This is a genomic window from Pseudoalteromonas sp. APC 3250, from assembly GCF_030407915.1.
GTDB classification, from domain to species: Bacteria; Pseudomonadota; Gammaproteobacteria; order Enterobacterales; family Alteromonadaceae; genus Pseudoalteromonas; species Pseudoalteromonas tetraodonis.
Window position 1 is genome coordinate 412,780 of sequence record NZ_JASDCM010000001.1, and the last position, 26,261, is coordinate 439,040.

At 41.3% G+C, this 26,261-nt stretch carries 19 protein-coding genes; 8 read left to right on the top strand and 11 right to left on the bottom strand.

The window, feature by feature from the left end; translation table 11 throughout:
* Positions 1-24: 24 nt before the first annotated feature.
* Positions 25-960 carry a LysR family transcriptional regulator gene (locus QL986_RS01885; RefSeq protein WP_024602953.1) on the bottom strand — a complete coding sequence of 312 codons (936 nt, stop codon included), beginning with the start codon at positions 958-960 and terminating at the stop codon, positions 25-27.
* A gap of 127 nt (positions 961-1,087) precedes the next feature.
* Here QL986_RS01885 and QL986_RS01890 point away from each other — a divergent pair, with 127 nt between their 5' ends.
* Positions 1,088-1,744, top strand: coding sequence for a nitroreductase family protein (locus QL986_RS01890; RefSeq protein ID WP_008109298.1), 657 nt, complete (start codon positions 1,088-1,090; stop codon positions 1,742-1,744).
* A 44-nt stretch (positions 1,745-1,788) separates the two neighbouring features.
* On the opposite strand, the gene QL986_RS01895 is transcribed toward QL986_RS01890, so the two are convergent.
* The 5 genes from QL986_RS01895 to dapB form a co-directional block, all read right to left on the bottom strand.
* Entirely contained in the window at positions 1,789-2,847 is a 1,059-nt protein-coding gene (locus QL986_RS01895; protein WP_013465157.1) for a S66 peptidase family protein, read from the bottom strand.
* 170 nt (positions 2,848-3,017) lie between these two features.
* Positions 3,018-3,494 carry a transcription elongation factor GreA gene (gene greA, locus QL986_RS01900; protein WP_010388635.1) on the bottom strand — a complete coding sequence of 159 codons (477 nt, stop codon included), beginning with the start codon at positions 3,492-3,494 and terminating at the stop codon, positions 3,018-3,020.
* Positions 3,495-3,544: 50 nt separating this feature from the next.
* Positions 3,545-6,763 (bottom strand): carbamoyl-phosphate synthase large subunit, encoded by a 3,219-nt coding sequence (gene carB, locus QL986_RS01905; RefSeq protein ID WP_016900400.1) that lies wholly within the window; start codon positions 6,761-6,763, stop codon positions 3,545-3,547.
* A 16-nt stretch (positions 6,764-6,779) separates the two neighbouring features.
* Complete coding sequence (gene carA / locus QL986_RS01910; protein ID WP_016900401.1) at positions 6,780-7,916, bottom strand: glutamine-hydrolyzing carbamoyl-phosphate synthase small subunit; 1,137 nt, start codon at positions 7,914-7,916, stop codon at positions 6,780-6,782.
* A gap of 362 nt (positions 7,917-8,278) precedes the next feature.
* Positions 8,279-9,076, bottom strand: coding sequence for a 4-hydroxy-tetrahydrodipicolinate reductase (dapB, locus tag QL986_RS01915; protein ID WP_008463955.1), 798 nt, complete (start codon positions 9,074-9,076; stop codon positions 8,279-8,281).
* 571 nt (positions 9,077-9,647) lie between these two features.
* Here dapB and QL986_RS01920 point away from each other — a divergent pair.
* Together QL986_RS01920 and QL986_RS01925 are read left to right on the top strand one after the other, a co-directional pair.
* Positions 9,648-10,961: a Na+/H+ antiporter NhaC family protein gene (locus QL986_RS01920; protein WP_013465160.1), complete on the top strand. Its 1,314-nt coding sequence runs from the start codon at positions 9,648-9,650 to the stop codon at positions 10,959-10,961.
* 118 nt (positions 10,962-11,079) lie between these two features.
* On the top strand, positions 11,080-11,868 hold the full coding sequence (locus tag QL986_RS01925) for a nucleoside-binding outer membrane protein (protein WP_024602952.1): 789 nt from the start codon (positions 11,080-11,082) through the stop codon (positions 11,866-11,868).
* A gap of 66 nt (positions 11,869-11,934) precedes the next feature.
* On the opposite strand, the gene QL986_RS01930 is transcribed toward QL986_RS01925, so the two are convergent.
* The gene (locus tag QL986_RS01930; protein WP_013465162.1) at positions 11,935-12,732 is read right to left on the bottom strand and encodes a M48 family metallopeptidase; all 798 of its coding nucleotides are present in this window, start codon (positions 12,730-12,732) and stop codon (positions 11,935-11,937) included.
* 170 nt (positions 12,733-12,902) lie between these two features.
* Between QL986_RS01930 and QL986_RS01935 the strand changes: the two genes are divergently transcribed.
* Positions 12,903-14,102 (top strand): Bcr/CflA family efflux MFS transporter, encoded by a 1,200-nt coding sequence (locus tag QL986_RS01935; RefSeq protein WP_013465163.1) that lies wholly within the window; start codon positions 12,903-12,905, stop codon positions 14,100-14,102.
* A 27-nt stretch (positions 14,103-14,129) separates the two neighbouring features.
* On the opposite strand, the gene grpE is transcribed toward QL986_RS01935, so the two are convergent.
* On the bottom strand, positions 14,130-14,741 hold the full coding sequence (gene grpE / locus QL986_RS01940; protein ID WP_013465165.1) for a nucleotide exchange factor GrpE: 612 nt from the start codon (positions 14,739-14,741) through the stop codon (positions 14,130-14,132).
* Positions 14,742-14,799: 58 nt separating this feature from the next.
* Positions 14,800-15,765: an HrcA family transcriptional regulator gene (locus QL986_RS01945; protein ID WP_016900402.1), complete on the bottom strand. Its 966-nt coding sequence runs from the start codon at positions 15,763-15,765 to the stop codon at positions 14,800-14,802.
* 338 nt (positions 15,766-16,103) lie between these two features.
* Here QL986_RS01945 and nadK point away from each other — a divergent pair, with 338 nt between their 5' ends.
* From nadK to QL986_RS01965, 4 genes are all read left to right on the top strand, one after another.
* The gene (gene nadK / locus QL986_RS01950) at positions 16,104-16,988 is read left to right on the top strand and encodes an NAD(+) kinase (RefSeq protein WP_024602951.1); all 885 of its coding nucleotides are present in this window, start codon (positions 16,104-16,106) and stop codon (positions 16,986-16,988) included.
* 275 nt (positions 16,989-17,263) lie between these two features.
* On the top strand, positions 17,264-17,821 hold the full coding sequence (locus QL986_RS01955; protein ID WP_013465168.1) for a hypothetical protein: 558 nt from the start codon (positions 17,264-17,266) through the stop codon (positions 17,819-17,821).
* A 75-nt stretch (positions 17,822-17,896) separates the two neighbouring features.
* Complete coding sequence (gene recN / locus QL986_RS01960; RefSeq protein WP_013465169.1) at positions 17,897-19,570, top strand: DNA repair protein RecN; 1,674 nt, start codon at positions 17,897-17,899, stop codon at positions 19,568-19,570.
* A gap of 48 nt (positions 19,571-19,618) precedes the next feature.
* Entirely contained in the window at positions 19,619-19,936 is a 318-nt protein-coding gene (locus QL986_RS01965) for a hypothetical protein (RefSeq protein ID WP_024602950.1), read from the top strand.
* A 222-nt stretch (positions 19,937-20,158) separates the two neighbouring features.
* On the opposite strand, the gene QL986_RS01970 is transcribed toward QL986_RS01965, so the two are convergent.
* Positions 20,159-21,574 carry an FAD-dependent oxidoreductase gene (locus QL986_RS01970; RefSeq protein ID WP_013465171.1) on the bottom strand — a complete coding sequence of 472 codons (1,416 nt, stop codon included), beginning with the start codon at positions 21,572-21,574 and terminating at the stop codon, positions 20,159-20,161.
* A gap of 9 nt (positions 21,575-21,583) precedes the next feature.
* Positions 21,584-26,041, bottom strand: coding sequence for a glutamate synthase large subunit (gene gltB, locus QL986_RS01975; protein ID WP_024602949.1), 4,458 nt, complete (start codon positions 26,039-26,041; stop codon positions 21,584-21,586).
* Between the last annotated feature and the right edge of the window lie 220 nt (positions 26,042-26,261).

Sequence of the window (26,261 nt, forward strand, 5' to 3'; positions counted from 1 at the left end):
AACATGCACTTGGCTGGAAAAACATCATTCAAGTGCACTTTTTGCTAAAACACCTTTATCAACTAACTGTTGTAACAAACGAGTAGCTTTTTCTCTGCACACATCTCTTAGCAATCTCACTGCTGGCGTAATGGATTGGCGGCTTGGGCATATTAACCAAAGTTCGCCACAGGTGTGTTGATAACCAGGCATCAGCGTGATCACGCGATCATTTAGCAAATCATCTGCAATATCTAACGCTGATTTAACCGCTAAACCTTTACCTGCCACACACCAGCGCCTTACTAAATCGCCATCGTTTGAGGCACGTCTGCCCTGCATTTTTACTTTGTATTTTTTTTGGCCATCGGTAAACTCCCATACATTATTGATAATATCTTGCAGCTGATAAAATAACCCTTGATGCTGCGCTAAATCATCAGGGTGCTCTGGCTCACCATATTTAGCTAAATAGGTAGGTGTAGCACAGAGTAGTCGCGGTACGTTGCAAATTTTAAATCCATAAACACTGCTATCACTTGGGGAGCCATAACGCAGTGCAATATCAACCGAATCACGAAAAAAATCGATATTGCTATCGCTAATGTGCGTACGCAAGCTCACACTTGGGTACCTATCCATAATGTCATCAATCCAGGGGATCACTAGGTTGCGCCCTAAATCAGATGAAGTAGCCACCCGCAATTCTCCCTCAATAGCATCATGTTCTCCTTTGAGGTTTTGCCTTGCCGTTTCAAGTACAGCCAGCGCTTGTTCGCATTGGGGTATGTACCGCTCCCCTGCACTGGATAAACGCAAATGGCGAGTTGTTCTAATAAATAATTCGCAGCCAAGGGCTGATTCTACGCGCTTAATAGCCGCACTGGCGGTTGCTGTGCGCATATCTAACTTAGCAGCAGCTAAAGTAATACTTCGACACTCTGCTACTTTTAAAATCAGTTTTAAGTCATCAATCTGCATATTATCTATTTTTATTTGATAATGATTCAATAATTATGCTGTTTATTTTAAATAAAGCAAATTGTATTATGTTGCTCATACACTCAGTGAACACTGTTTATTAGCCCTTTTTTATTATGGAGAGACTATGACTCACCCTATTATTCGCGACCTTGAAAGCCGCCATACTGCTAAACGTTACGACGCGACAAAGCGCATTTCTCAAGACGATTTAACGGTATTGTATGATGCTATGCGTCTTTCTCCTTCGTCAATTAATTCGCAGCCTTGGAAATTTGTAGTGATTGAATCAGACGCTGCAAAAGAGCGTATGCACACTACCTTTGCTAATAAGTTTCAATTTAATCAGCCACACATTAAAGCGGCGTCGCACATTATTTTATTTGCTCATAATCCGCAATATACTCGTGAAGATTACGGACACGTAATTGATGCTGATATAAAAAATGGCCGAACTCAAAAAGAAAACCGCGAGCAAGCTTTTGGCGCCTTTGCGTTTGTTGATTTAAATACCGATGAGCAAGGTAATAATGCCGCGTGGACCAAAGCACAAACCTACATTGCTTTAGGCAATACTATGCATGCAGCAGCACGCTTAGGGATTGATACCACGCCGATGGAAGGCGTTGATGCACAGCTGATTGGTGAAGAGTTTGCAAGCGAATTAGACGGCTACATCTGTGATGTGGCACTTGCGCTGGGTTACCATGATGCAGAAGAAGACTACAATGCTAAGCTGCCAAAATCACGTTTAAGCAAAGAACAAGTAATTCAGGTTTTATAAGTCAAAGCTGCTCACTTTAAATTGTTAGTGAGCAGCTCACTTTATTAGGCTAGTTTTGTGACCACAGACGCACTAATAACTTTGCCTTGATCAACATCTGCGGTAACAGTGCATAAAGCTCCATTGATTAAATTTAAATTAGGAGGGATGTGACCAATATCGGCATCAATGATCACCGGAAATAAACACCCGCCAAAAGCGGCATTTAAGCCTTGGCGATAATCAAACCCCGGATCTTGCCCCTGTAAGGTTACATGGCGGCCAATAATCACCCCGTTTATATCATCAAACATACCGGCTAATTTGAGTGACAATAAAAACCGTGCAACCGTCGCAGGCGTGAGCTCTGCGCTTTCTAAATAAAGCACAATACCTTGCGAGGCATTATGCTTTTTAAACTCATGCAGTGCTAAAAAAGGCGAATCAAGCAACAGCCCAACCGTATCAAGACACCCACCAAACAATCGCCCTGACATTTCGATACTGCGTTTATCGGTGTAATTTAAACATTGCCACTGGGTTGGCGCGCTGTGATCAAATAATACGTTTGGGTTTTGTGCATAATCAGGCTTGCTATGTTGATGGTAAGTCGAGGGGGCTTGCTCAAACTCACTATTAGCCTCATAGCTTAGACTTTCAAAAATTTGTAAACAATACGGATCTTTTTCATCGGGGTGTAACTGAATTAAATTGGCGCTATGCAGTGTTGCCCAATTACATTTTGCTGTCAGTGCACAAGCAATCGTGCTGACATCTGAATAACCCACCAACCATTTAGGTTTGGCATTTTTAATTGCGCCAAAATCAAGTAACGGCAATATTTCCATTGCCAGCTCTCCGCCCATTGGCGGCATAATCGCATCTATTTTATCATCCAATAAAAAGTCCATTAATTGCTTGGCATGCTGCTTAGCAGTAAGTTGAGTTCGCGGCTCGTTTTGACGTAAAAACTCCCCTTCAACAACCTCATAACCTCGATGTTTTAAGCCATTAATGACGATGTCTAACCGTGGGTGATATTTTGATTTGATCCCCGCTGATAAAGAACACACGGCGATTTTAGATCCCACTTTTAAAGGTGCTGGATACAGTATATTTGCCATATTATTTCCTTATTGAAGAATAGGTTACTACCATAACAACATAGTCTACATTTACAAACAATGAATAATAATTGACCGGTATCTAAACCAAATATAAAAACCAAGCATAAAAAAACCAGTGCTTATTGCTAAGCACTGGTTTTTATAAAACGTTAAAGTGAGTTAACTAATTAAATATACTCAACCTCAATGATTTCGTACTCTACATCACCTTTTGGCGTTTTGATAATCACAGCGTCATCCGCTTGTTTACCAATTAAGCCGCGAGCAATTGGTGAATTGACAGAGATTAAATTACTTTTAATATCTGCTTCATCATCGCCAACAATCTGATATTTAACTTCAGCGTCGGTTTCAACATTAACGATGGTTACTGTAGTACCAAAAATCACTTTACCTGTATTAGGCATCTTTGTTACGTCAATCATCTGCATGTTTGAAAGTTTTGCTTCAATTTCTTGAATACGGCCTTCACAAAAACCCTGTTGCTCACGCGCAGCGTGATACTCAGCATTTTCTTTTAAGTCACCGTGTTCACGTGCATCAGCAATATCAGATACAATTTTTGGACGGGTAACAGTTTTTAATTCGTTAAGTTCATCGCGCAATAATTTTGCGCCACGAACTGTCATTGGAATTGATTGCATACTTTTCTCACTTAATCCCAAGGCCGTGGTTACGGCCTTGGCACATTTCCTTAGTTCAATCGCAGGTGTAGTTCTTGAACAGACGTCACTTTACTGCGGTCATCTGCTTGGTTAGCAGTACAGTTAGCAAATGCCGCATTCAATGTCGTAGTATAATTGGTTTTGTGCTGCAATGCACCACGACGTAACACCTTCGAATCTTCAATCGCTTGGCGACCTTCGGTGGTATTAACGATATAGCTATACTCGCCATTTTTGATTCTATCAAGAATGTGCGGACGACCTTCATATACTTTATTTACACGGCGAACCGTAATTCCAGCATCTTCAAGTGCAGCAGCTGTTCCACCTGTTGCATCTAGCTCAAAACCAAGGTCTGTCATGGTTTTAGCTAGTTCTACAATACGTGGCTTATCGCTATTACGTACAGATAGTAACGCGCGACCACCACGTGGTAAAGTGTTGCTTGCACCTAATTGTGCTTTTGCGAACGCTTCGGCGAAAGTATCACCAACACCCATTACTTCACCCGTAGAGCGCATTTCTGGGCCACGGATAGGATCCACACCTTGGAACTTAGCAAATGGCAATACCACTTCTTTTACGCTGTAGTACGGTGGAATCACTTCTTTAGTAATGCCTTGGCTTGCTAAAGATTGACCTGCCATACAACGTGCCGCAACTTTTGCAAGTGCTACACCCGTTGCTTTAGATACAAATGGAACTGTACGTGCTGCACGTGGGTTTACTTCGATTAAATACACTTTGCCATCTTTAACCGCAAACTGTGTATTCATCAAACCAACTACGCCAAGCTCAAGGGCCATATCAGTTACTTGCTTACGCATTACATCTTGTACTTCTTGCGTTAGCGAGTGAGCTGGTAATGAACACGCTGAGTCACCAGAGTGAACGCCCGCTTGTTCAATATGCTCCATGATGCCGCCAATAATCACTTGCTCGCCATCACAGATAGCATCAACGTCAACTTCGATTGCGTTATCTAAGAAACGGTCAAGTAACACGGGTGCTTCGTTTGATGCAGATACGGCCTCGGTCATGTAACGACGTAAGTCTTGCTCATCGTATACAATTTCCATCGCACGACCACCTAATACGTACGAAGGACGTACTACCAGTGGGAAACCAATTTCAACTGATTTTAAAATAGCTTCTTCAGTTGAGGTTACGGTGGCATTTTCTGGCTGCAGTAAATCCAAACGCTCAACAAGTTGTTGGAAGCGTTCACGATCTTCTGCACGGTCAATCGCATCTGGCGAAGTACCAATTACTGGCACACCGTTCGCTTCAAGCTCACGCGCTAGTTTAAGTGGTGTTTGACCACCGTACTGCACGATAACGCCTTTTGGCTTTTCAACACGTACAATTTCTAGTACGTCTTCAAGCGTAATTGGCTCAAAGTATAAACGATCAGACGTATCGTAATCGGTAGATACCGTTTCAGGGTTACAGTTAACCATAATAGTTTCGTAACCGTCTTCACGAAGCGCAAGCGCTGCGTGTACACAACAGTAATCAAATTCAATACCTTGGCCGATACGGTTAGGACCACCACCAATCACCATGATTTTATCACGGTCAGATGCGTTCGCTTCACACTCTTCATCGTAAGATGAGTACATGTAAGCTGTATCTGAGCTAAATTCGGCAGCGCACGTATCAACGCGTTTGTACACAGGCACAATATTGAGTTGATGACGCTTTTTACGGATTTCAGCTTCTGACACACCGGCAATTTCTGCAATACGCGGATCTGCAAACCCTTTGCGTTTAAGTTTACGCAAGAAGTCTGCATTTAAGCCGGCCATACCGACTTCTGAAATTTTAGCTTCGTCTTTTAAGATATCTTCAATTTGTACTAAGTACCAAGGGTCAATCTTAGTTAATTCAAATACATCTTCAACGCTCATACCATGGCGCATTGCATCGGCAATGTACCAAATACGCTCTGCACCTGGCTCACGTAATTCACGAATGATTTTTTCTTTTGCTTTAGGGTCATCAAGTGCCACAATTGGGTTAAAGCCTGTTGCGCCTACTTCTAAACCACGTAATGCTTTTTGTAATGACTCTTGTTGGTTACGACCAATCGCCATTACTTCGCCCACTGATTTCATTTGCGTCGTTAAACGGTCGTTTGCACCGGCAAATTTTTCAAAGTTAAAGCGAGGAATTTTTGTTACAACGTAATCGATTGACGGTTCAAACGACGCTGGGGTTTTACCGCCAGTGATATCGTTTTGAAGCTCATCTAACGTGTAGCCTACCGCTAACTTAGCGGCGATTTTAGCAATAGGGAAACCGGTTGCTTTAGAGGCCAGTGCCGATGAACGTGATACACGTGGGTTCATTTCAATGATAACCATACGGCCATCAACGGGATTTACACCAAATTGTACGTTTGAACCGCCGGTTTCAACACCAATTTCACGCAATACGGCCATAGAGGCATTACGCATGATTTGGTATTCTTTGTCGGTTAATGTTTGTGCTGGAGCCACAGTGATTGAGTCACCTGTGTGCACACCCATTGGGTCAAAGTTTTCAATAGAACAGACGATAATACAGTTGTCTTTTTTGTCACGAACAACTTCCATTTCGTATTCTTTCCAACCAATTAACGACTCATCTATTAATAACTCGCTGGTTGGTGAAAGGTCTAAACCGCGCTCACAGATTTCTTCAAACTCTTCCATGTTGTAAGCCACACCGCCGCCGGTGCCGCCCATTGTGAAAGAAGGACGAATAATACACGGTAAGCCGATACGGGTCATGGTATCGCGCGCTTCATCCATTGAATGGGCAATTTCAGCACGTGGACATTCTAGGCCGATGTTACGCATAGCAACATCAAAGCGCTCACGGTTTTCTGCTTTATCGATTGCATCGGCTGTTGCGCCAATAAGCTCAACGCCATGCTTAGCCAATACACCATGCTTGTCTAAATCAAGCGCACAGTTTAATGCTGTTTGGCCACCCATTGTAGGCAGGACAGCATCTGGCTTTTCTTTTTCAATGATTTTTTCTACCACTTCCCAGTGAATTGGTTCGATGTATGTTGCATCGGCCATTTCTGGGTCAGTCATGATAGTTGCTGGGTTTGAGTTAACTAATATAACTCGATAGCCTTCTTCTCTTAGTGCTTTACACGCTTGAGCACCAGAGTAGTCAAATTCACAAGCTTGACCAATTACAATTGGGCCTGCGCCTAAGATAAGAATGCTTTTTATGTCGGTACGTTTTGGCATTATTACTCCGGTTAAATTAGTGGTTACGCGCTTGCATCAAATCGATGAAGTGGTCAAATAATGGGGCTGCATCGTGCGGACCAGGACTCGCTTCTGGGTGACCTTGGAAGCTAAATGCTGGTTTATCTGTACGGTGAATACCTTGCAATGTGCCGTCAAATAACGATTTATGCGTTGCACGTAGGTTATCTGGTAATGTGGCTTCATCTGCAGCAAAACCATGGTTTTGTGCGGTGATCATTACGACATCGCGCTCAAGATCTTTAACTGGGTGGTTACCACCATGGTGGCCAAACTTCATTTTTACTGTTTTAGCACCTGAGGCAAGCGCTAATAGTTGATGCCCTAAACAAATACCAAAAATTGGCGTATCGGTTTCTAAAAAGGTTTTAATTGCATCAATGGCATAAGTACATGGCTCAGGATCGCCAGGGCCATTTGATAAGAAAATACCATCAGGGTTTAATGCTAGTACGTCAGCGGCAGAGGTTTGTGCGGGTACAACCGTTAGTTTACAACCACGATCTACAAGCATACGTAAAATATTACGTTTAACACCGAAGTCGTAGGCAACAACATGAAACTTTTCATCATCAGCGTGTAAGGTTTTAAACCCTTCGCCTAATGTCCAGCTTGATTCGCGCCACTCAAAATTTTCCTTGGTTGAGACAACTTTTGCTAAATCCATGCCTTTTAAGCCTGGGAAGGCTTGCGCAGCTTCAAGCGCTTTTTTCTCGTCTAGTTCGTCACCGGCAACGATACAGCCATTTTGTGCGCCTTTATCACGCAAAATACGGGTTAGTTTTCTGGTGTCGATGTCCGCAATACCTAAAATATTACGTTCTTTTAAGTAATCATCTAACGATTGCTCGTTACGAAAATTACTCGCTAGCAGTGGCAAATCACGGATCACTAGGCCTTTAGCCCAAATGTGACTCGCTTCTTCGTCTTCGCTGTTGGTACCCGTATTACCGATATGTGGGTACGTCAAAGTTACGATTTGTTCCGCGTACGATGGATCAGTCAAAATTTCTTGATAACCAGTCATAGACGTATTGAATACTACTTCACCGACTGACATGCCGTCAGCGCCGATTGCAGTACCGCGAAACACTGTGCCGTCTTCTAGGACTAACAGAGCGGATTTAGTCAAGTTAAACCTCCTAACAGTAAAAAACGGGAGTAAGCAAATTGCTTAACACCCCGCCAATACTCAGATAATTGGTCAAAACCTGATTTCTGTGAGCTTAAATTGTTTTACGCAGTCTTAAATGATGCCGATGTAAACCACTAAACCTTCATTCATTTTTCTTGCCTAAAACTCTTTTCATTCCCACACAAACCCCGGTTTTGCTAACCATATGAGTATAATTGGAAACACGCATTTAGTAATTTTTGGCAAATTGGCTGCATTCTACATGAAGTTGGCTTTTAGGTCTAACGCTAATTAGTAAATTGCAATAAATAAGTGGTTATAGCAAAAAACCACCCCAAAGCGTTAAAAAAGGAACTTAACTACTTTAAATCTAGCACATCTTGCATGTCATAAAGTCCTGCAGGTTTATTTTTCAACCACTGCGCAGCTCTTATAGCACCTAGCGCGAAGGTCATTCGCGAACTTGCTTTATGGGTTAATTCAAGTCTTTCGCCCATTGTAGCGAAGTAGGCCGTGTGTTCACCTACTATATCACCGCCCCTTAGCACCGAATAACCAATTTCATTTTGTGATTTGGCCTGCTCTATGTTGTTGCGATCATAAACGGCAACCTCATCATGATCCCACCCTTTTGCCTGAGCAATCGACTCGCCAATGGCAAGTGCAGTGCCCGATGGCGCATCAATTTTATGACGATGATGTGCTTCAAAAATTTCTATATCTAAATCATCGCCTAGTTTTGTTGCTGCCGTTTGCACTAAGTTAAGCAGTAAATTTACGCCCACGCTATAATTACGCGCAAATACAATCGGAATATGTTTAGCTGCATCCGTTAATAGCGCCATATCGTCATGAGTTAAGCCGGTGGTGCCAATTACCATAGGTGTTTTTTGCTCAACGGCTGTTTTTAAATGATTTCTCATGCCTTCAGGCAAAGTAAAGTCTATAAGCACATCTACATTTTCAACCTGCTGTTCACTGCTAAACTTAATCTCTTTTGCCGCTGCGCTATTAAGCTGATTAACGGGCAGGTCTAATAACGGTGACTGACTGCGCACATAGGCCGCCGCTAATTGTGAATTTTTATTGATTGTTGCTGCTTCTACAAGTGCCAGTCCCATACGGCCATTCGCACCAAACACACCTACTCGATTCATCTTTTTACAACCTATGTATTTTTTAGTTAGCTAGATTTTATCTAAAACTCATGTAATAGTCAGGAAAGCTTATAAAAAAGCTTCGATTATTTTAGGGTCTGTTGACCTTTGCGGATTAAAATTTGTTCAAACTAGGAGCGGTTTAATCGTGGCGCGAGGTTTGTAACCTAGTGGGCTAAGTAAAAACCGAGCAACAAAGAGTAAATCGCCCCTAGGCAGAACCCTTCGGGCAGCGCCTGTTTGGCATTGATGCTGCGTTACCGCCTATTTATGGGGAACAACTACACCACATAGGCTCTGCCTTGCCTAAATACCAAACAGACTGCTGCAAATTTAACCTTGAAAGATCAACAGACCCTCATAATAATAACAGATAGTCTTTGCATTTAGCCATCTATACATTTAAACTTCTTTTTTTGCGCCGATTTGGTCTTTGGCTTGCGGGCGCTGTTGGGTTACTTATCTGGTTAGATAGTAAAACAAACAACTAAATTCAGCTAAAAGAGGGATGCTTTGGCTGTTTAATATATCAATCGACTTCGATTGCTATGAATAATTAACGAGGATTATGATGCAGCCATCATTTGATAAAAATAAAGCAAGATTTTCTTTGCTTCCCCTACTCACCTTTGTTGCTATTTTTTTAGGCTCAGGCTTATATTTACAATCTCAAGGGGTTGATTACGCGTTTTATCAACTCCCAGCACCAGTCGCTATTTTACCCGCGATTGTTTTAGCCTTTATTTTAAATAAAACCAGCATCAACCAAAGCGTAGAAACCTTTATAAAGGGCGTAGGTAATAACAATATTATTACCATGTGTCTTATTTACTTACTAGCGGGTGCTTTTTCGGCGGTTGCTGGTGCTACCGGCGGTGTGGATGCGGTTGTTAATGCCGGACTTTCACTTATTCCCCCTTCGTTACTACTACCTGGTTTATTTTTAATAGCGGCGGTTATTTCTACTGCTATGGGCACTTCAATGGGAACTATTGGTGCTATTGGCCCAATTGCCTATGCAGTATCTATTAAAACAGGAATTGATCCTGCTTTAATGGCCGGTACCATTGTATCTGGTGCTATGTTTGGTGATAACTTATCAATAATTTCTGACACCACGATTGCTGCTACCCGCACGCAAGGCTGTGAAATGAAAGATAAGTTTAAAGAAAACCTTAAAATTGCTGTTCCGGCCGCCATACTCACTATTGCATTGCTATTATTTTTAACGCCTGCAGCACAAGTAGTTGATACCAAAGACTACGATATTTTATTAGTACTTCCGTATGCCTTTATTTTAGTCCTGGCGGTAATGGGCTTTAATGTGTTTGTAGTGCTGTTAAGCGGTATTGTGTTTGCCGCATTAATGGGCTTTACCGGCAGCTATGAAGGTGCAAGCTTTGTAAAAGATATTTACAAAGGCTTTAGTGAAATGCAGGAAATATTTTTACTGTCTATGTTTATTGGTGGCCTCTCTGAGTTTATTCGTATTAATGGCGGCCTCGACTATATCGCTCAAAAAATTCAAGCTATTACTAAAGTCATTGCCAAATGGCACCGTAAAGTAGCCGATCAGTTAGGGATCGCGGCATTAGTTGTCACCAGTAATATGTGTATTGCCAATAATACCGTGTCTATTATTGTGACAGGCCCTATTGCTAAAAAACTGGCTGATGATGGCGAAATTAGTGGTAAACGCTCTGCCAGTTTATTAGATATTTTTGCCTGTGTAACCCAAGGGTCTTTGCCTTATGGCGCGCAAGCATTATTACTCGGTGCTACATTTAAAATTAGCCCGTGGGATGTTTCAACCTCATCTTACTACTGCTTTATTTTAGCCTTTACTGCTATTGCTGTTATTTGTTTGCGCCGCAATAAAGCATAATCTCCCTTTTTACAGTGTATTAGCTGCGTGCTAATGCACTGTTTATCACAATAAATAATTAACAAATTAACCGTGTTTGCTATAATGTGATATTCAGCGTGTCACATAAAATATGGTTATGAAAATTAAAAACTTACTTCCTCTCGTTGCACTAAGTGCGTGTGCCTTAAGTTCAACAGCTACCGCTGCTAATTGGAGCAATACGGCGCTTCATATTAATAACGGCAACCACAAAAACCCATTTACTGAACAAAAATCTAATACCACGGTGTACTCAATTGAGCATGCTTCTGGGCATGATTATGGCGATAACTTTTTCTTTATTGATTACAGTACCGACAGCAACGATGATGGCTTTCAAGATCAAGACTTTTACTTTGAAGGTTACTCTACCCTTAGTTTATCTGCAGTAATGGACGAAAAAGTAGCGTCAGGGGCGCTTGTTGATGTTGGCCTAACCATGGGTATTAATGCTGCAGGCGATGCCAAAGTAGTTAAATATTTACCAGGCGTAAAATTAAGCTGGGATGTGCCTGGTTTTAATTTCTTTTCAACCCTTATCAGTGCATACATTGATGATAGCGAAGGCGTTGCAAAAGGCGGTGCACCCATTGAAACTAACAGCTGGATGTTTGATGTAGCCTTTGATTACCCGTTCATGATTGGCTCGCAAAAGTTTAACGTAAAAGGACATGCAGAGTACATTGCTGAACGAAAAGATGAGTTTGGTAACGATGTGCGTGCTTGGTTTTTAGCCCAACCTATTATTGTATGGGATATGGGACATGCGCTAGAAATGAAAGAAAATACCTTACTGTTAGGTATGGAATGGCAATACTGGCACAATAAATTTGGTACTGATGTTAGTGAATCAGTACCGCAAGTTCATTTAGAGTGGACTTTCTAATATATAATTGAATGTTTTAATTATAAAAAATAAAACCTGTCATTAGACAGGTTTTTTTATGGCTGATCACAACTTACACTGCGGATTTTTACCTTGTGCTTTAGCTGTTTTTTGCTCGCTAAGCGCTTTACTCATTTGCGATTGTAAATTTGCAATACGGCTCGTTGGTGCTGGGTGAGTTGATAAAAACTCTGGCGTAGCCCCACTGCCCGCTTGGCTCATATTTTGCCAAAGTGTTACAGACTCTTTGGGATTAAACCCTGCTTGCGCCATAAGATCTAAACCAATTGTATCTGCCTCTGACTCATGTGAGCGACTAAAGGGTAAAACCACACCATATTGAGCGCCTAAACCAAGGCCTTGCATAATTTCATTACGGTATTGCACGTTACCCATTTCAAGCGCCGCATTGCCCAGCTGCATACCCGTTTGTAAAATAGAACTTTGTGAGACCCGTTCATTTGAATGCTCAGCAATCACGTGTCCAACTTCATGACCTAAAACAGTGGCAACCTGATCTTGATTTGTGGCTATTTTTAAGAGCCCCGTATGTACACCAATATAACCGCCAGGCAATGCAAAGGCGTTTGCAGATTCATCTTCAAATACCACCACTTCCCAATTTTGAGATGCATATTCTGTAGGAAGCACGGCCACTACTTTTTCAGCAATGCAATTGACGTAACTGTTTACTTTTGGATCTTTATTTATCGGCTGCGTTTTTTTCATCTCTGCAAAACTGGCAGTACCCATTTGAGTCATTTGTTGATCTGAGTAAAGCGCAATTTGCGTTCGCCCAGTTGGTGATGTTTTACAACCTGCTAATACTGCACTGGCTAGAACTACCAAAACCAATTTTTTCATTGTGTTACCCTAAAAAAGTTTGTTACTAAGTATAGAATAGCAAACGCGGTGTTAGTTTAAAATCTTTGCTTTTTGCAATTAAACAATTAAGTTAGCAGGCAAACTAAGTTTATCCAAGGCTATTGCCCTGCTATAATGCTGGGCCTATATTCGTTGTTTTGAGTTTTTAAATGAGCGCTTCGGCTTCTTCTTTTAATACCCGTATTTTATTGCCTTTATTAGCCAGTATTGTCGCGATCACGCCTTTAGCCATTGATATGTATTTACCGGCGATGCTGGTGATTGCCAATGATCTCAATACCAGCATGCCAAATGTTCAAATATCGTTGAGTATATACTTAGCGGGTTATGCATTGGGCATGTTATTTTTTGGCCCCATAGCCGATCAAATTGGCAGGCGTAAACTGGCACGGATAGGTCTCAGTTTATTTGGCTTAAGTTCACTGGCGTTAGCATTTACCACTGAAGTGCATACTTTTTGGCTGTTAAGAGCTGTACAGGCATTTACAGGCGCGGCCGCTACGGTTGTCGTCCCTGGGATCATTAGGCATATATATCAAAAAAATACTGCTAAAGGTATGTCTTACGTGTCTATGATTATGATGATAGCACCGTTACTTGCCCCCTCTATCGGCTCGGTCATTTTAGGCTTTTCGGTATGGTCGACTATTTTTATTGTTTTAGCGACCTATAGCTTTGTTATTTTACTTTTTGTGCAACGTTACTTAATCGATATTCCAATATTTAAAAATGAGCGAAAAGGATTAGCATTATTCTTCTCAAGTTATAAAGTGGTATTAAGTAATACGCACGCCCGCGCCGATATTTTAAGCTCGATGTTTGTGTCGTTTGGCTTTTTTTGCTTTTTAACGTCCGTCCCTTATATTTACCTCGACCTATTTAAAGTATCAGAACAATTGTTTGGCCTGTTATTCGCTTTTAATGTAATGGCGTTGATGTTTGGTAATTTTTTAAATACTCGCGTAGTGCCACGTATTGGCTCACGCAAAATGCTTTATTATGGCTTAATGTGTGGCTTTATCTCTGGCGCAGCATTACTTAGCTTTAGCGTATTAAACTTGTCACTTTACTTTATTGTTGCGGCTATTGCTCCGTTGATGATGAGCCTAGGTATAATAGCAAGTAACGCAGATTCATTGATTTTGATGAAATTTGAGCAAAATACAGGGACTGCAACGGCGGTTATTGGCACCTTACGTTTTGGTAGTGGCGCATTAGTAGGCCCTATATTAGCGGTAATGCATGCACAAAGTGCAGTTCCATTTTCAAGTTTAATGTTCAGCGCAGTTGTACTCACTATCCTAGTGCAGTTAGTTCATTATTTTAAAGACAAAAAAAATGCCTCATAATGAGGCATTTTTTAATTGTATACTTAATTAAGCATCAGCTGCTTTAGATACCATAACCATTGCAGGACGTAATAAACGACCGTTTAATGTGTAACCTTTTTGCATTACTGCTAACACAGTATTAGGCGTCACATCATTACTTGGCTGAATCGACATTGCTTGATGAAAATCTGGGTTAAACTGCTCACCTTGTGGGTTTACAATTTCAACGCCAAATTTAGCCACTGCATCGTTAAAGCTTTTTACTGTCATATCAATACCTTCTAACAAAGGCTTAAGCGTTTCATTTTCTTTATCAGAGAACTCAATAGCACGCTCTAAGTTATCTATAACAGGAAGTAATTCGTTAGCAAATTTTTCAAGTGCAAATTTGTGCGCTTTCTCAACATCTTGTGCAGCACGACGACGCATATTGTCAACGTCAGCAGCAGCGCGAACGACGCTATCTTTCTGATCTGCAATAGTTTGTTTTGCCGCTTCTAACTCAGCATATAACATTGCAATTTCTGCTTCAGGGCTTTGCTCTTGCTCGGCGTGTTGTTCTGCTGCTTCTACTGCAGCCTCAACGTCGGCTTCCATTTGCGCCACTTCTTCGTTCAATTCTACTTCTTGCTCTGGGTTTTGTGTCTGCTCAGACATAAAATATACGCTCCAATTCTTTACAACTGCGGTAATTATGGGGATTGAATAAAAAGATTCAAGAGCCCGATGGCTCTAATAATTTAAATTCTTGGATTATTTTCTCTAATTGCGCTGATTTCGGACAAATAACACAAAAACGACTTTGATATTCCTGATTTTGAAAGTACGGCACAGTGATCACAATGAGATCATCACAAGTACTAAAAGGTAAATTTTCAGCACTGAGTATAGAGACCCCGTTTTTAAATGCGAGCTTATCTTCCACAAAATTTAAAAATGAAACACCAATATTAAGACTTTGCTCACAATCTATTTTTTTATAAAGGTAGTTTTCGCCCACCACAATACTGTTATCTGAGCCTAATTTTTGGCTTAACTCACGCGTCCATTGAGTTAAAGAGTCATGACAATTACGCGGTGCCGTATTTGCCATGGCCTGCATTCTGTATAGCCCTTCAATGAGCGTTTGCTGGCTAAATACAGTGTTAAGCCAAGTAGCAAACTCGTAGCGTTGGCCGTCACTGGGATCATCAGGCTTGTTAATGCAAATATTATGGCTTTGCCCTGCTCTGTCTAAAAGTAAGATAAGCCAATTATTAGCGTCAAAGTCGAGTACTTCTACTCTAAATACCTGCTGAGTTCTAACTTGTGGTAGCCCCACACAACAGCATACTTGATAACGTTGACTCAAGCCATGTGCCAATTCGACTAGCTCAGCCTGCTCAGGCTGCCAATAATTAGCAATAGCACCCAAAGTAAAAAACTCATCAAACCAATAGTCAAAGCCATCATTGGTGGGGACTCGTCCTGCAGATGTATGTGGTGAATACAATAAGCCTATTTTTTCAAGGCGTGCCATCGCGTTGCGAACAGTGGCAGAACACACCGCCATACCTTTTTGTTTTGCAATTTTTGTTGAAGGCACAGGTAAGCCATCACCATTACAGTACAGGCTCATAACAGCGGCAAAAATTTGCTGGTCTCGAGGATTTAATTTCATGTTATCTACATCTTTACGCATGACTGTTATATCGGGGCTAGGTATTATTATTTCAAGTATAAGAAATTTAATAAATCTAAATTTTACAGTGAATTAATTAAATCAATTAGTCACTATTAAGCTCTGTTATTTTTGCGGATTAAAATTTGTTCAAACTAGGGGCGATTTAATCGCGATACGAGCTTTGTAACCTAGTGGCCTAAGTGAAAACCGAAAACAAAAAGTTAATCGCCTCTAGTCAAAACCCTTCGGTCAGTGTCTGTTTCGCATTGAAAGGACAACAGACCCTAAGATCTGTGTTTTCAAACACTTCTGTTTTAGGTTACTCTACCAATACCGAAACTTTCAGTGTATTTATTATGGACTCTCCCTTTAACACTATTGGCTTGATTGGTAAGCCAAATCATCCTAATGCAGCCGCTACGTTACAACGATTACATACGTTTTTATTAGCTTTAGGCTTTGAGGTGATTGTTGAAAAACGCACGGGAGGTCAACTTAGTGATGTACCTGAGGACAAGCTCGTAAAACTCGTTGATTTGGGAGCGCGCGCCGATTTAGCCATTGTGGTTGGTGGTGATGGCAATATGCTTGGCGCTGCAAGAGTACTCGCTCGTTTTGATATTGCGGTAATCGGTGTAAACAGAGGCAATTTAGGCTTTTTAACCGATTTAAATCCAGAAGGATTTGAAGGCAGTTTAGAACAAGTACTCAGTGGCGATTACATTGAAGAAAAACGTTTTTTATTAGAAGTAGAAGTGTACCGTCATAACGAACTTAAAAGCGCTAATTCGGCAGTAAACGAAGCGGTGCTTCATGCTGATAAAGTAGCACACATGATTGAGTTTGAAGCATTTATTAACGATGATTTTGTATTCTCACAACGCTCTGATGGATTAATTGTATCGACTCCAACAGGTTCAACAGCCTACTCTTTATCGGGCGGCGGCCCTATTTTAACCCCAGAACTCAACGCCATGTCATTGGTTCCTATGTTCCCGCATACTTTATCAAGCCGCCCTTTAGTGGTAGATGCCGATAACGAAGTACGTTTAAAGCTTAGTTTAGAAAATACCGATAGCTTACAGGTAAGTTGCGACAGCCATGTTGTACTTGCCGTATTACCCGGTGATGAGGTCGTTATTCGCAAAGCAGATAGAAAATTACGGTTAATTCACCCAAAAAATTACTCTTATTATAATGTGCTTCGTAAGAAGTTAAACTGGGGTAGCCGTTTATACTAAAAACGGTTGAGCTTTTAGGACTGAGAGTTGTTTAATTGAGAGGCGATGTAATCGCAGCAAGAGATAGTTAATCGAGTGGACAAAGTAAAAAGCGATTAAAACTACTGCGCATGCTCATATCCCTTGCCTCTAAACAGGTAGGCAAGGCTGAGTCTCTTTGAGTGTGCATGTTTCACCCCAAAAGATAAACAATCTCTCAGTTATTGCCAAACATGCAACTTTAGAGCAAAATATCGGGCTAGATTATTAATCATCACCATCAGGAAATTGTAGCAATGACTTATGTAGTATTTCTTGCTTTATTATTGTTAATTACTTTACTTGGCAGTTACTTACTCATTGAAAGTAATCGTAAAAAGACTATTGAAGCAAAGAAAAAGCTGTTTAACGAGCGCGTTGCAAGTACTCAATCACGTTTAAAAATAAAACTTAACGAGTTACTTGATGCAAAAGTCATTAGTGCTAAACACCTTCCTCGAATTCAAGCCGTTGTCAGTAATTTTTTTGTGGTACAGCCACACACTGATGAAAATTTAAATAAGCTAGAATCGCTATGCGATTTACTTATTAATATACTTAACGAAGAACTAATAAAAACCTATAAAAATAATAACAGCCAAGCTTTTTCCGATACCACTCAATATTTCATAGCAGAGTTACCAGCTCAAGGTATTTTATATAATAAAAACTTTTATCAAGAAGTCCTTCCTACGCTAATTTTAAAGTTAAAAACTGAAGACATAGCGCAACCAGTTGATAGTATTGACCTTAACGATGAAAACCTCCCTATTGATGAAGAAAAAAAAACATTAATTGAGTCCAGCCTTGCTTAAAATATAGAAATTTAATTTGCAAAAAACCAAAACACTGTATAAATTAACAGTTAATTCACTGGATGGATGAACAGTATGTTAATTGGTTTAGAAATTAAAAATTTTGCAATCGTAAGTAATTTAAGCACAGAATGGCATTCGGGTATGACCGCTATCACCGGTGAAACGGGAGCAGGTAAATCAATCGCCATTGATGCATTATCATTGTGTCTTGGAGAGCGAGCAGAAGCGTCTGCTGTGCGCCCAGGTACTGATAAAGCAGAGGTAAGTGCACAATTTGATTTAAGCAATTTACCACTCGCTCATGCTTTTTTAGAAGAGAACATGCTTAATAACGACGACAACGAATGTTTACTTCGTCGAGTTGTTTGTAAAAATGGTCGCAGTAAAAGCTACATTAATGGCAGCCCAGTTACCGCTGCACAACTAAAAGAGCTAGGCCAATATTTAATTTCTATTCATGGTCAACATGCGCACCAGCACCTATTAAAGGCAGAGCATCAGCTACAATTACTCGATGCATATGCAGGCCATCATAATCTTGTTAATGCTGTAAGCCAGCGTTATAAACAATTTGCTGACTTACAAAAAGAATTTAAACAGCTAGAACAACAGCAGCAGCAACAAGCCGCACAAAAGCAACTATTGGAGTATCAAGTCGCAGAGCTTGATGAATTTGCATTGCAGGCAGATGAATTTGAGCAAATAGAAGCCGAACATTATAAACTCAGCAATAGCCAAACTATATTGCAAGTCTGCCAGCGCGAGTTGCAGCATTTATATGAAAATGATGAACAAAATGCGTGTTCCATTATACAGCACAGCGCCCAACAATTTACTGAACTTGCACAGTATGATGAAAGCTTAGCCAGTGTGGCAACATTATTATCAGAAGCCGCTGTTCAAGTTGAAGAAGCAAGCCGAGAAGTTCGTAATTACACTGAACAAGCCGACTTGGATCCTCAGCGATTAACTGAAGTAGAAAATAGACTCAGTGGTGCAATGGACTTAGCCAGAAAACACCATATAAAACCCCAAGAGCTCGTTGGATTTCATCAAACTATTGCACAAGAGCTTGAGTCGATAAGTAATAACAGCTCACGTCTTGAGCAACTTGAAGGTGAAATTGAACATGCCCTTGAGGATTATCAAAACGCCAGTGAACAATTAAGTGCAAGTCGCCACCAGTATGCGAATACATTAAATGGATTGATCAGCGAAAGCATGGCTAATCTATCTATGGAAAATGGCGTATTTGAAATAGCATTGACTGCACAAAACGATCGCGCTCCAAATAGCTTAGGCTTTGATAATGTTTCGTTTTTAGTATCAACAAACCCAGGGCAACCATTGCAACCTTTAGCAAAAGTAGCCTCGGGTGGTGAGCTATCACGCATTAGTTTGGCTATTCAGGTTATTATTGCGCAAAAAGTCACGACCCCTACGCTTATATTTGATGAAGTGGATGTTGGTATTTCTGGCCCAACAGCTGCTGCTGTTGGTAAACTACTGCGCCAACTAGGTAAGTCTACGCAAGTAATTTGTGTAACCCATTTACCGCAAGTGGCCAGTAGCGCTCATCAGCAGTTTTTTGTTGCCAAAGAAATTGCAGACGGTGAAACATTTACGCATATGCTGGCATTGAATAAAGATGGTCGAGTAAATGAGATTGCTCGATTACTGGGTGGTGATAACATTAGCAAAACAGCTAAAGCAAATGCAAAAGAGCTTATAAAAGCGCACGGATAAAGTGAATCGCTTTATAGTGCGTTACCTTGATACGATGAGGATACATTAATGCAAACGACGGTCATTTATTTTGGCTTAGCAATTAACTGGCTGCTACTGATTGTCAGTATACTTTTGGCTGTTTTTAGTAAGTTTAAACATACACAATTTAAGCAGAGCTTATATCGCTTTTTAAATGTGGCATTAATTGTACATATTGTTATTGCTGTTATGTTAGTTTTTAGCCGCACAGCTATTAGTGGCTTAATAACACTAAGTTGGTTAGTTATTGGCCTACAGCTTGTTTGTAACGTTATTTGCTATAAAAGTGTGAAACGCCGACAAGCCAGAGTGAAACCGAGCCTAGATCACTTCTCGATGGATTAACTAACAGCGCGTTTAAAAAAGCCCACAATCTATGTATTGCGGGCTTTTTTATTTGTAAAATCTTATAATTGTAAATAGCTAGGTCAAAACCTACGTCCCTTTTTGTAGACCTTAAACACCGACTATGGAACCATAAATATTTACCTTTGTTTGTAAAACTGAGGAAATAAAAAAAGCAAACCCGAAGGTTTGCTTTTGACTCCATTCTAACAAAAGCATTATTTACACTTTTAAATAATCCATAATGCCTTCTGCAGCGTTACGCCCCTCAAATATAGCGGTGACCACTAAGTCTGAACCACGAACAATATCGCCACCAGCAAATATTTTAGGATTAGTGGTTTGATGTGTAAATTCACCTTGCTCGGGTGCATTAATACCACCCCAGTGGTTAATTTCTACGTCGTACTGCTCTAGCCAATCCATTTTATGTGGCTTAAAACCAAATGCCATAATCACTTGTGTGGCTTCAATAATATGCTCTGAACCCGGTACTTCCTCAGCGCGACGGCGGCCGTTTTCATCTGCCTCGCCAAGCTGAGTTTTTACCATTTTAACACCGGCTACAGCACCTTTGTCATCAAGCACAATCCCTTTAGGCTGAACGTTATAAGTAAAAATGACGCCCTCTTCTTTGGCATTTTTTACTTCGCGTTTTGAACCAGGCATGTTCTCTTCATCACGACGATAAGCACACGTTACTTTTAACGCGTTATGACGAATAGAGGTACGCACACAGTCCATTGCTGTATCACCACCACCTAGTACCACTACTTTTTGGTTTGCCATATCAATGCAAGCTTGTTTAGACTCATCGTAACCCATAACACGATTAGTGTTACCAATTAAAAATGGCAGGGCATCATGTACTCCCGGTGCATCTTCGTTCTCAAGCCCCGCTCGCATACTCTGATAAGTCCCCACGCCCAAAAATACAGCGTCATACTCATTAAGTATTTCATCCATGCTAATGTCTTTACCTACTTCGACATTAAGCTTGAATTCAACACCCATTTCGGTAAATATTTCGCGACGTTTTTGCATGACTTCTTTTTCTAATTTAAAAGAAGGAATACCAAAGGTTAACAGCCCACCAATTTCAGGGTGACGGTCAAATACCACAGGCTTTACGCCATTACGCACTAAGATATCTGCACAGCCTAGGCCCGCAGGCCCTGCGCCAATAATGGCAACTTTTTTATCAGTCCATGTCACATAGGACATGTCTGGTTTCCAGCCCATTTTAAACGCGGTGTCGGTGATGTATTTTTCAATATTACCGATTGTTACTGCACCAAACTCTTCATCTAATGTACATGAGCCTTCGCATAAGCGGTCTTGCGGGCATACTCGTCCACACACTTCTGGCAAACTGTTAGTACGGTGCGATAGCTCAGCGGCCTCTAAAATACGCCCTGTACGGATCAGTTTTAACCATTGTGGAATATAATTATGTACTGGACATTTCCACTCACAATAAGGGTTACCACAATCAAGGCAACGATCCGCTTGTGAATTAACCTGATTTTCTGAAAAGGGTTCATAAATTTCTACGAACGATTTTTTACGCGACGAGATTGGTTTTTTGCGTGGGTCTACACGCTGCACGTCTATAAATTGATATACATTTTCGCTCATACTGCCCCCTTATTGCGCCTGAACACGTAGTTCGGCGCTACTGCGAGCGCGGTGCCCGAGTAAACTTTTTACGTCACTTGATTTAGGTTTTACTAATTTGAACATCGGTAAATAAAGTTCAAAGTTAGCTAAAATAGTTTCTGCTCTGCATGAGCCTGTTAGCTCTAAATGATCAGCAATTAAGCCGCGTAAATGCTCTTGATGTGAACTTAAGTCATCTAAAGTAACCACTTCAACCAACTCTGGGTTAATGCGTTTCTCAAAATCACCTCGTTCATCTAAAATGTAAGCGAAACCACCGGTCATACCTGCACCAAAGTTCACTCCTACATTACCAAGTACACACACAACGCCACCGGTCATGTATTCACAACCGTTATCACCTACGCCCTCAACAACAGCTTGCACGCCTGAGTTACGTACAGCAAAACGCTCGCCTGCACATCCTGCTGCAAACAATTTACCGCCGGTTGCACCATATAAACAGGTATTGCCAATAATTGTTGCTTTATGACTTTCAAATGACGAACCCAATGGTGGGCGAATAACTAGCTTACCGCCAGCCATGCCTTTACCAACGTAATCGTTAGCATCGCCAACCAAAGTCATTTCAAGGCCACCGGCATTCCATACACCGAATGACTGACCAGCTGTACCATGTAATTCAATAACTACCGGATCTGCGGCCATGCCTTGATTACCGTGTTTATCAGCAATATACCCAGAAAGCATGGCACCTACTGATCTGTCGGTATTACAAATACGACTTACTAATGAAATGCCGCTTGAGTTATCTATTGCCTCTTGTGCCTTACCAAGTAAGTTCTCATTTAACTCACCTAAATAATGCGAGCTATTTGGTGCACTGCAAAACAAAGTTTCACCCGTTGGATTATTTGGCTGAGCGATAACCGCTGATAAATCTATTTTTTGCTGCTTCGCTGTTTTGCCTTCAATGGCTTCGAGTAAGTCTAAGCGACCAATTAAATCGGTTAGGTTTGCAACCCCTAAACTTGCCATAATTTCGCGCGCTTCTTGAGCAATGAACTTAAAGTAATTCATCGCCATTTCTGGCAGACCATGATAATGCTTTTGACGTAATGTTTCGTCTTGTGTTGCCACACCTGTCGCACAGTTATTTAAGTGACAGATTCGTAAGTATTTACAGCCTAATGCAACCATAGGCCCTGTGCCAAAGCCAAAACTTTCGGCGCCTAAAATGGCCGCTTTGATGATATCAAGGCCGGTTTTTAAACCGCCATCTGTTTGCAGGCGAATACGATGGCGAAGGCCATTTTCTACCAATGCTTGTTGTGTTTCAGCAAGTCCCAACTCCCATGGGCTGCCAGCGTATTTAACTGAGGTTAATGGACTTGCACCTGTGCCACCATCATAGCCTGAAATAGTAATTAAGTCGGCATACGCTTTTGCTACACCGGTTGCAATTGTGCCAACACCCGGTTCAGATACCAGTTTTACTGAAATCAATGCATTCGGGTTTACTTGTTTTAAGTCAAAAATCAGCTGGGCTAAATCTTCGATAGAATAAATATCGTGATGCGGCGGAGGTGAAATAAGAGTCACACCCGGTACCGAGTAACGAAGCTTGGCAATATAGGGAGTGACTTTTTCACCCGGTAATTGTCCGCCTTCCCCAGGTTTAGCGCCTTGTGCCACTTTTATTTGAATAACATCAGCGCTACGTAAGTAATGTGGGGTGACACCAAATCGACCCGAAGCTACTTGTTTAATACGTGAATTTTTTTCTGTACCGTAACGAAGTTTGTCTTCGCCACCTTCACCAGAGTTTGAGCAGCCACCTAAACGATTCATGGCAATTGCAAGTGCTTCATGCGCCTCTGGTGATAATGCACCAATACTCATGGCGGCTGAGTCAAACCGTTTATAAAGCTCAGTGGCAGGCTCTACCTCATCAATGCTTATACCCTTTTCTGGCAGTTTTAAAGCCAACATATCGCGCAGAGTCGCGACTGGACGGTGATTAACTAGCTTTGCGTATTCGCTGTAATCACTGTACTCGCCGCTACGTACTGCTTTTTGTAACGTTTGAATCACATCAGGGTTGTAAGCATGGTACTCGCCGCCGTGTACGTACTTAAATAAACCACCATGGCTTAATAATTTACGTTTACTAAACGCCAGTTTATGCAAGCTTTGCTGATCGTCATCAAAGTCGCTAAAACACGCCCCTTTAATACGACTCGCCACGCCTTTAAAACACATCTCAACAATAGCGTCCGATAGACCAACGGCTTCAAACAGCATTGAACAACGATATGAAGCCACGGTACTAATGCCCATTTTAGACATGATTTTGTACAAGCCTTTATTAATTGCTTGACGATAAGCCAGTGTAACTTCACAGTATGACTTATTAATTACCTTGGTATCGCTCATAGCCACAAGTGACTCGTACGCTAAATACGGGTAAATTGCGGTTGCACCAAATCCAAGTAGTACCGCAAATTGATGCGCATCGCGAACGCTGCCAGTTTCAATAATAATATTTGACTCACAGCGTAAGTTATTATCTACCAAGCGTTTTTGTACCGCACCCACCGCCATAGCAGCAGGGATAGGTAATTGATTGTCATCAAAGTTACGATCCGTTAATACCAGCATAATGCAGCCAGATGCGGCTTTTGCTTGTGCTTCATCACAGATGCGCTTAACCGCATTCTCAAGGCCTTCTTCTACGGTGTAAGTAATATCAATCTTACAATAGCTGTAGTGCGCTTCATCGGCGTTAAGTAGCTGCTGCATATCAGCGTACATTAAAATAGGCGTATCAAATTGCAGGCGTTTAGCGTGCCCTGTTGTTTCATTAAATACGTTTTGCTCACTGCCAATACACGTTGCAAGCGACATTACATGGTTTTCACGTAACGGATCAATTGGCGGATTAGTAACCTGAGCAAACTTTTGACGGAAATAATCATAAAGTGAACGGTGCCCTTCACTCAGTACGGCAAACGGCGTATCGTCACCCATTGAGCCAGTGGCTTCTTGCCCATTTTCACCCATGACACGAATGACGCTGTCTAGCTCTTCGTTAGTATAGCCAAACATCTTTTGGTATTTGACAAGGGTTTCATCATCAAATGAGCGATTGCCCGCATCTTGCTCGGTAAGTGCTTCAAAAGGCGTTAATCGTTTAACGTTTTCTTCTAACCACGACTTATAAGGGTGGCGTGATTTTAAATCTTGGTCAATTTCATCTGAATGCCAAATTTTACCCAATTTAGTATCAATAACGAGGAGTTCGCCCGGGCCAACACGTCCTTTTTCGACCACTTCGTCAGCGGTGTAATCCCATATACCCACTTCAGAGGCTAAAGTAATAAAGCCATCTTGAGTAATAATATAACGCGCTGGACGTAAACCATTTCGGTCTAGGTTACAGGCTGCAAAACGCCCATCCGACATAACGATGCCTGCAGGGCCATCCCACGGTTCCATATGCATCGAATTAAAATCATAGAATGCACGTAAGTCGTCATCCATAGCACGGTTTTTTTGCCATGCTGGCGGCACTAGCATGCGCATTGCACGGAATAAATCCATACCACCAGCTAAAAACAGCTCTAGCATATTATCGAGGCTAGATGAGTCAGACCCTGTTTCATTAACAAACGGCGCTGCGCTTTGTAAATCAGGAATAAGCGGCGAAGCAAATTTATAAGAGCGTGCACGGGCCCACTGGCGGTTACCTTCAATAGTATTAATTTCACCATTGTGCGCTAAATAACGAAATGGTTGCGCTAAAGGCCAGCGAGGCTGTGTGTTTGTAGAGAAGCGTTGATGAAAAACACAAATAGCACTGGTCATGCGAATATCAGCAAGATCGAGATAAAAATTTGGCAAGTCAGCAGGCATCATTAAGCCTTTATAGATGGTGACTAGCCCAGATAAGCTCGCAATATAAAATGATTCATCATCCATCAAGCGCTTTTCTGCACGACGACGTGCAACATATAAACGTCGCTCTAAATCTTTAGAACGCCACCCTTCTGGCGCACTAATAAAAATTTGTTCAAACCCAGGCAATTGCTTTAGGGCTATAGGTCCTAACATTGATGGATCGGTAGGGACAACACGCCAACCTAAAATATTAAGCGTTTCTTTTTCTAGTTCTTCGCTTAAAACATCTTTAGCTGCTTGTGCTAATACCGGATCAGCATTGAGGAAAATCATCCCAACGGCGTAATTTTTACCTAAATGCCAATTATTTTCAGCAGCAATAGCACGAAAGAAGCTGTCTGGTTTTTGAAGTAACAAGCCACAACCATCACCCGTTTTACCATCAGCAGATATACCGCCGCGGTGCTGCATGCGATCTAAACCGGTGATCGCCGTACGGATGAGTCGGTGACTCGCTTGGTTATTAACTTGGGCTATTAAGCCAAAGCCACAATTATCTTTTTCTAGTTTTGAGTCATATAACATGGACCCCTCCCCTTGCTGCACTGTTAACGTGGATGAACGGCTCGACGATTTGCTAACAGACGATCAAAATTAGCGTTATTCCTAACCTGAGTCAATATCTTTCTGAATACATATTCATTATATTGAATATATTTCAACTTCATTAAAAATCATAAAATAATGCTAAATATTAACATTTGAGTAGATATTGGATCGAAAACTTTAATGACACCGGTGTTAT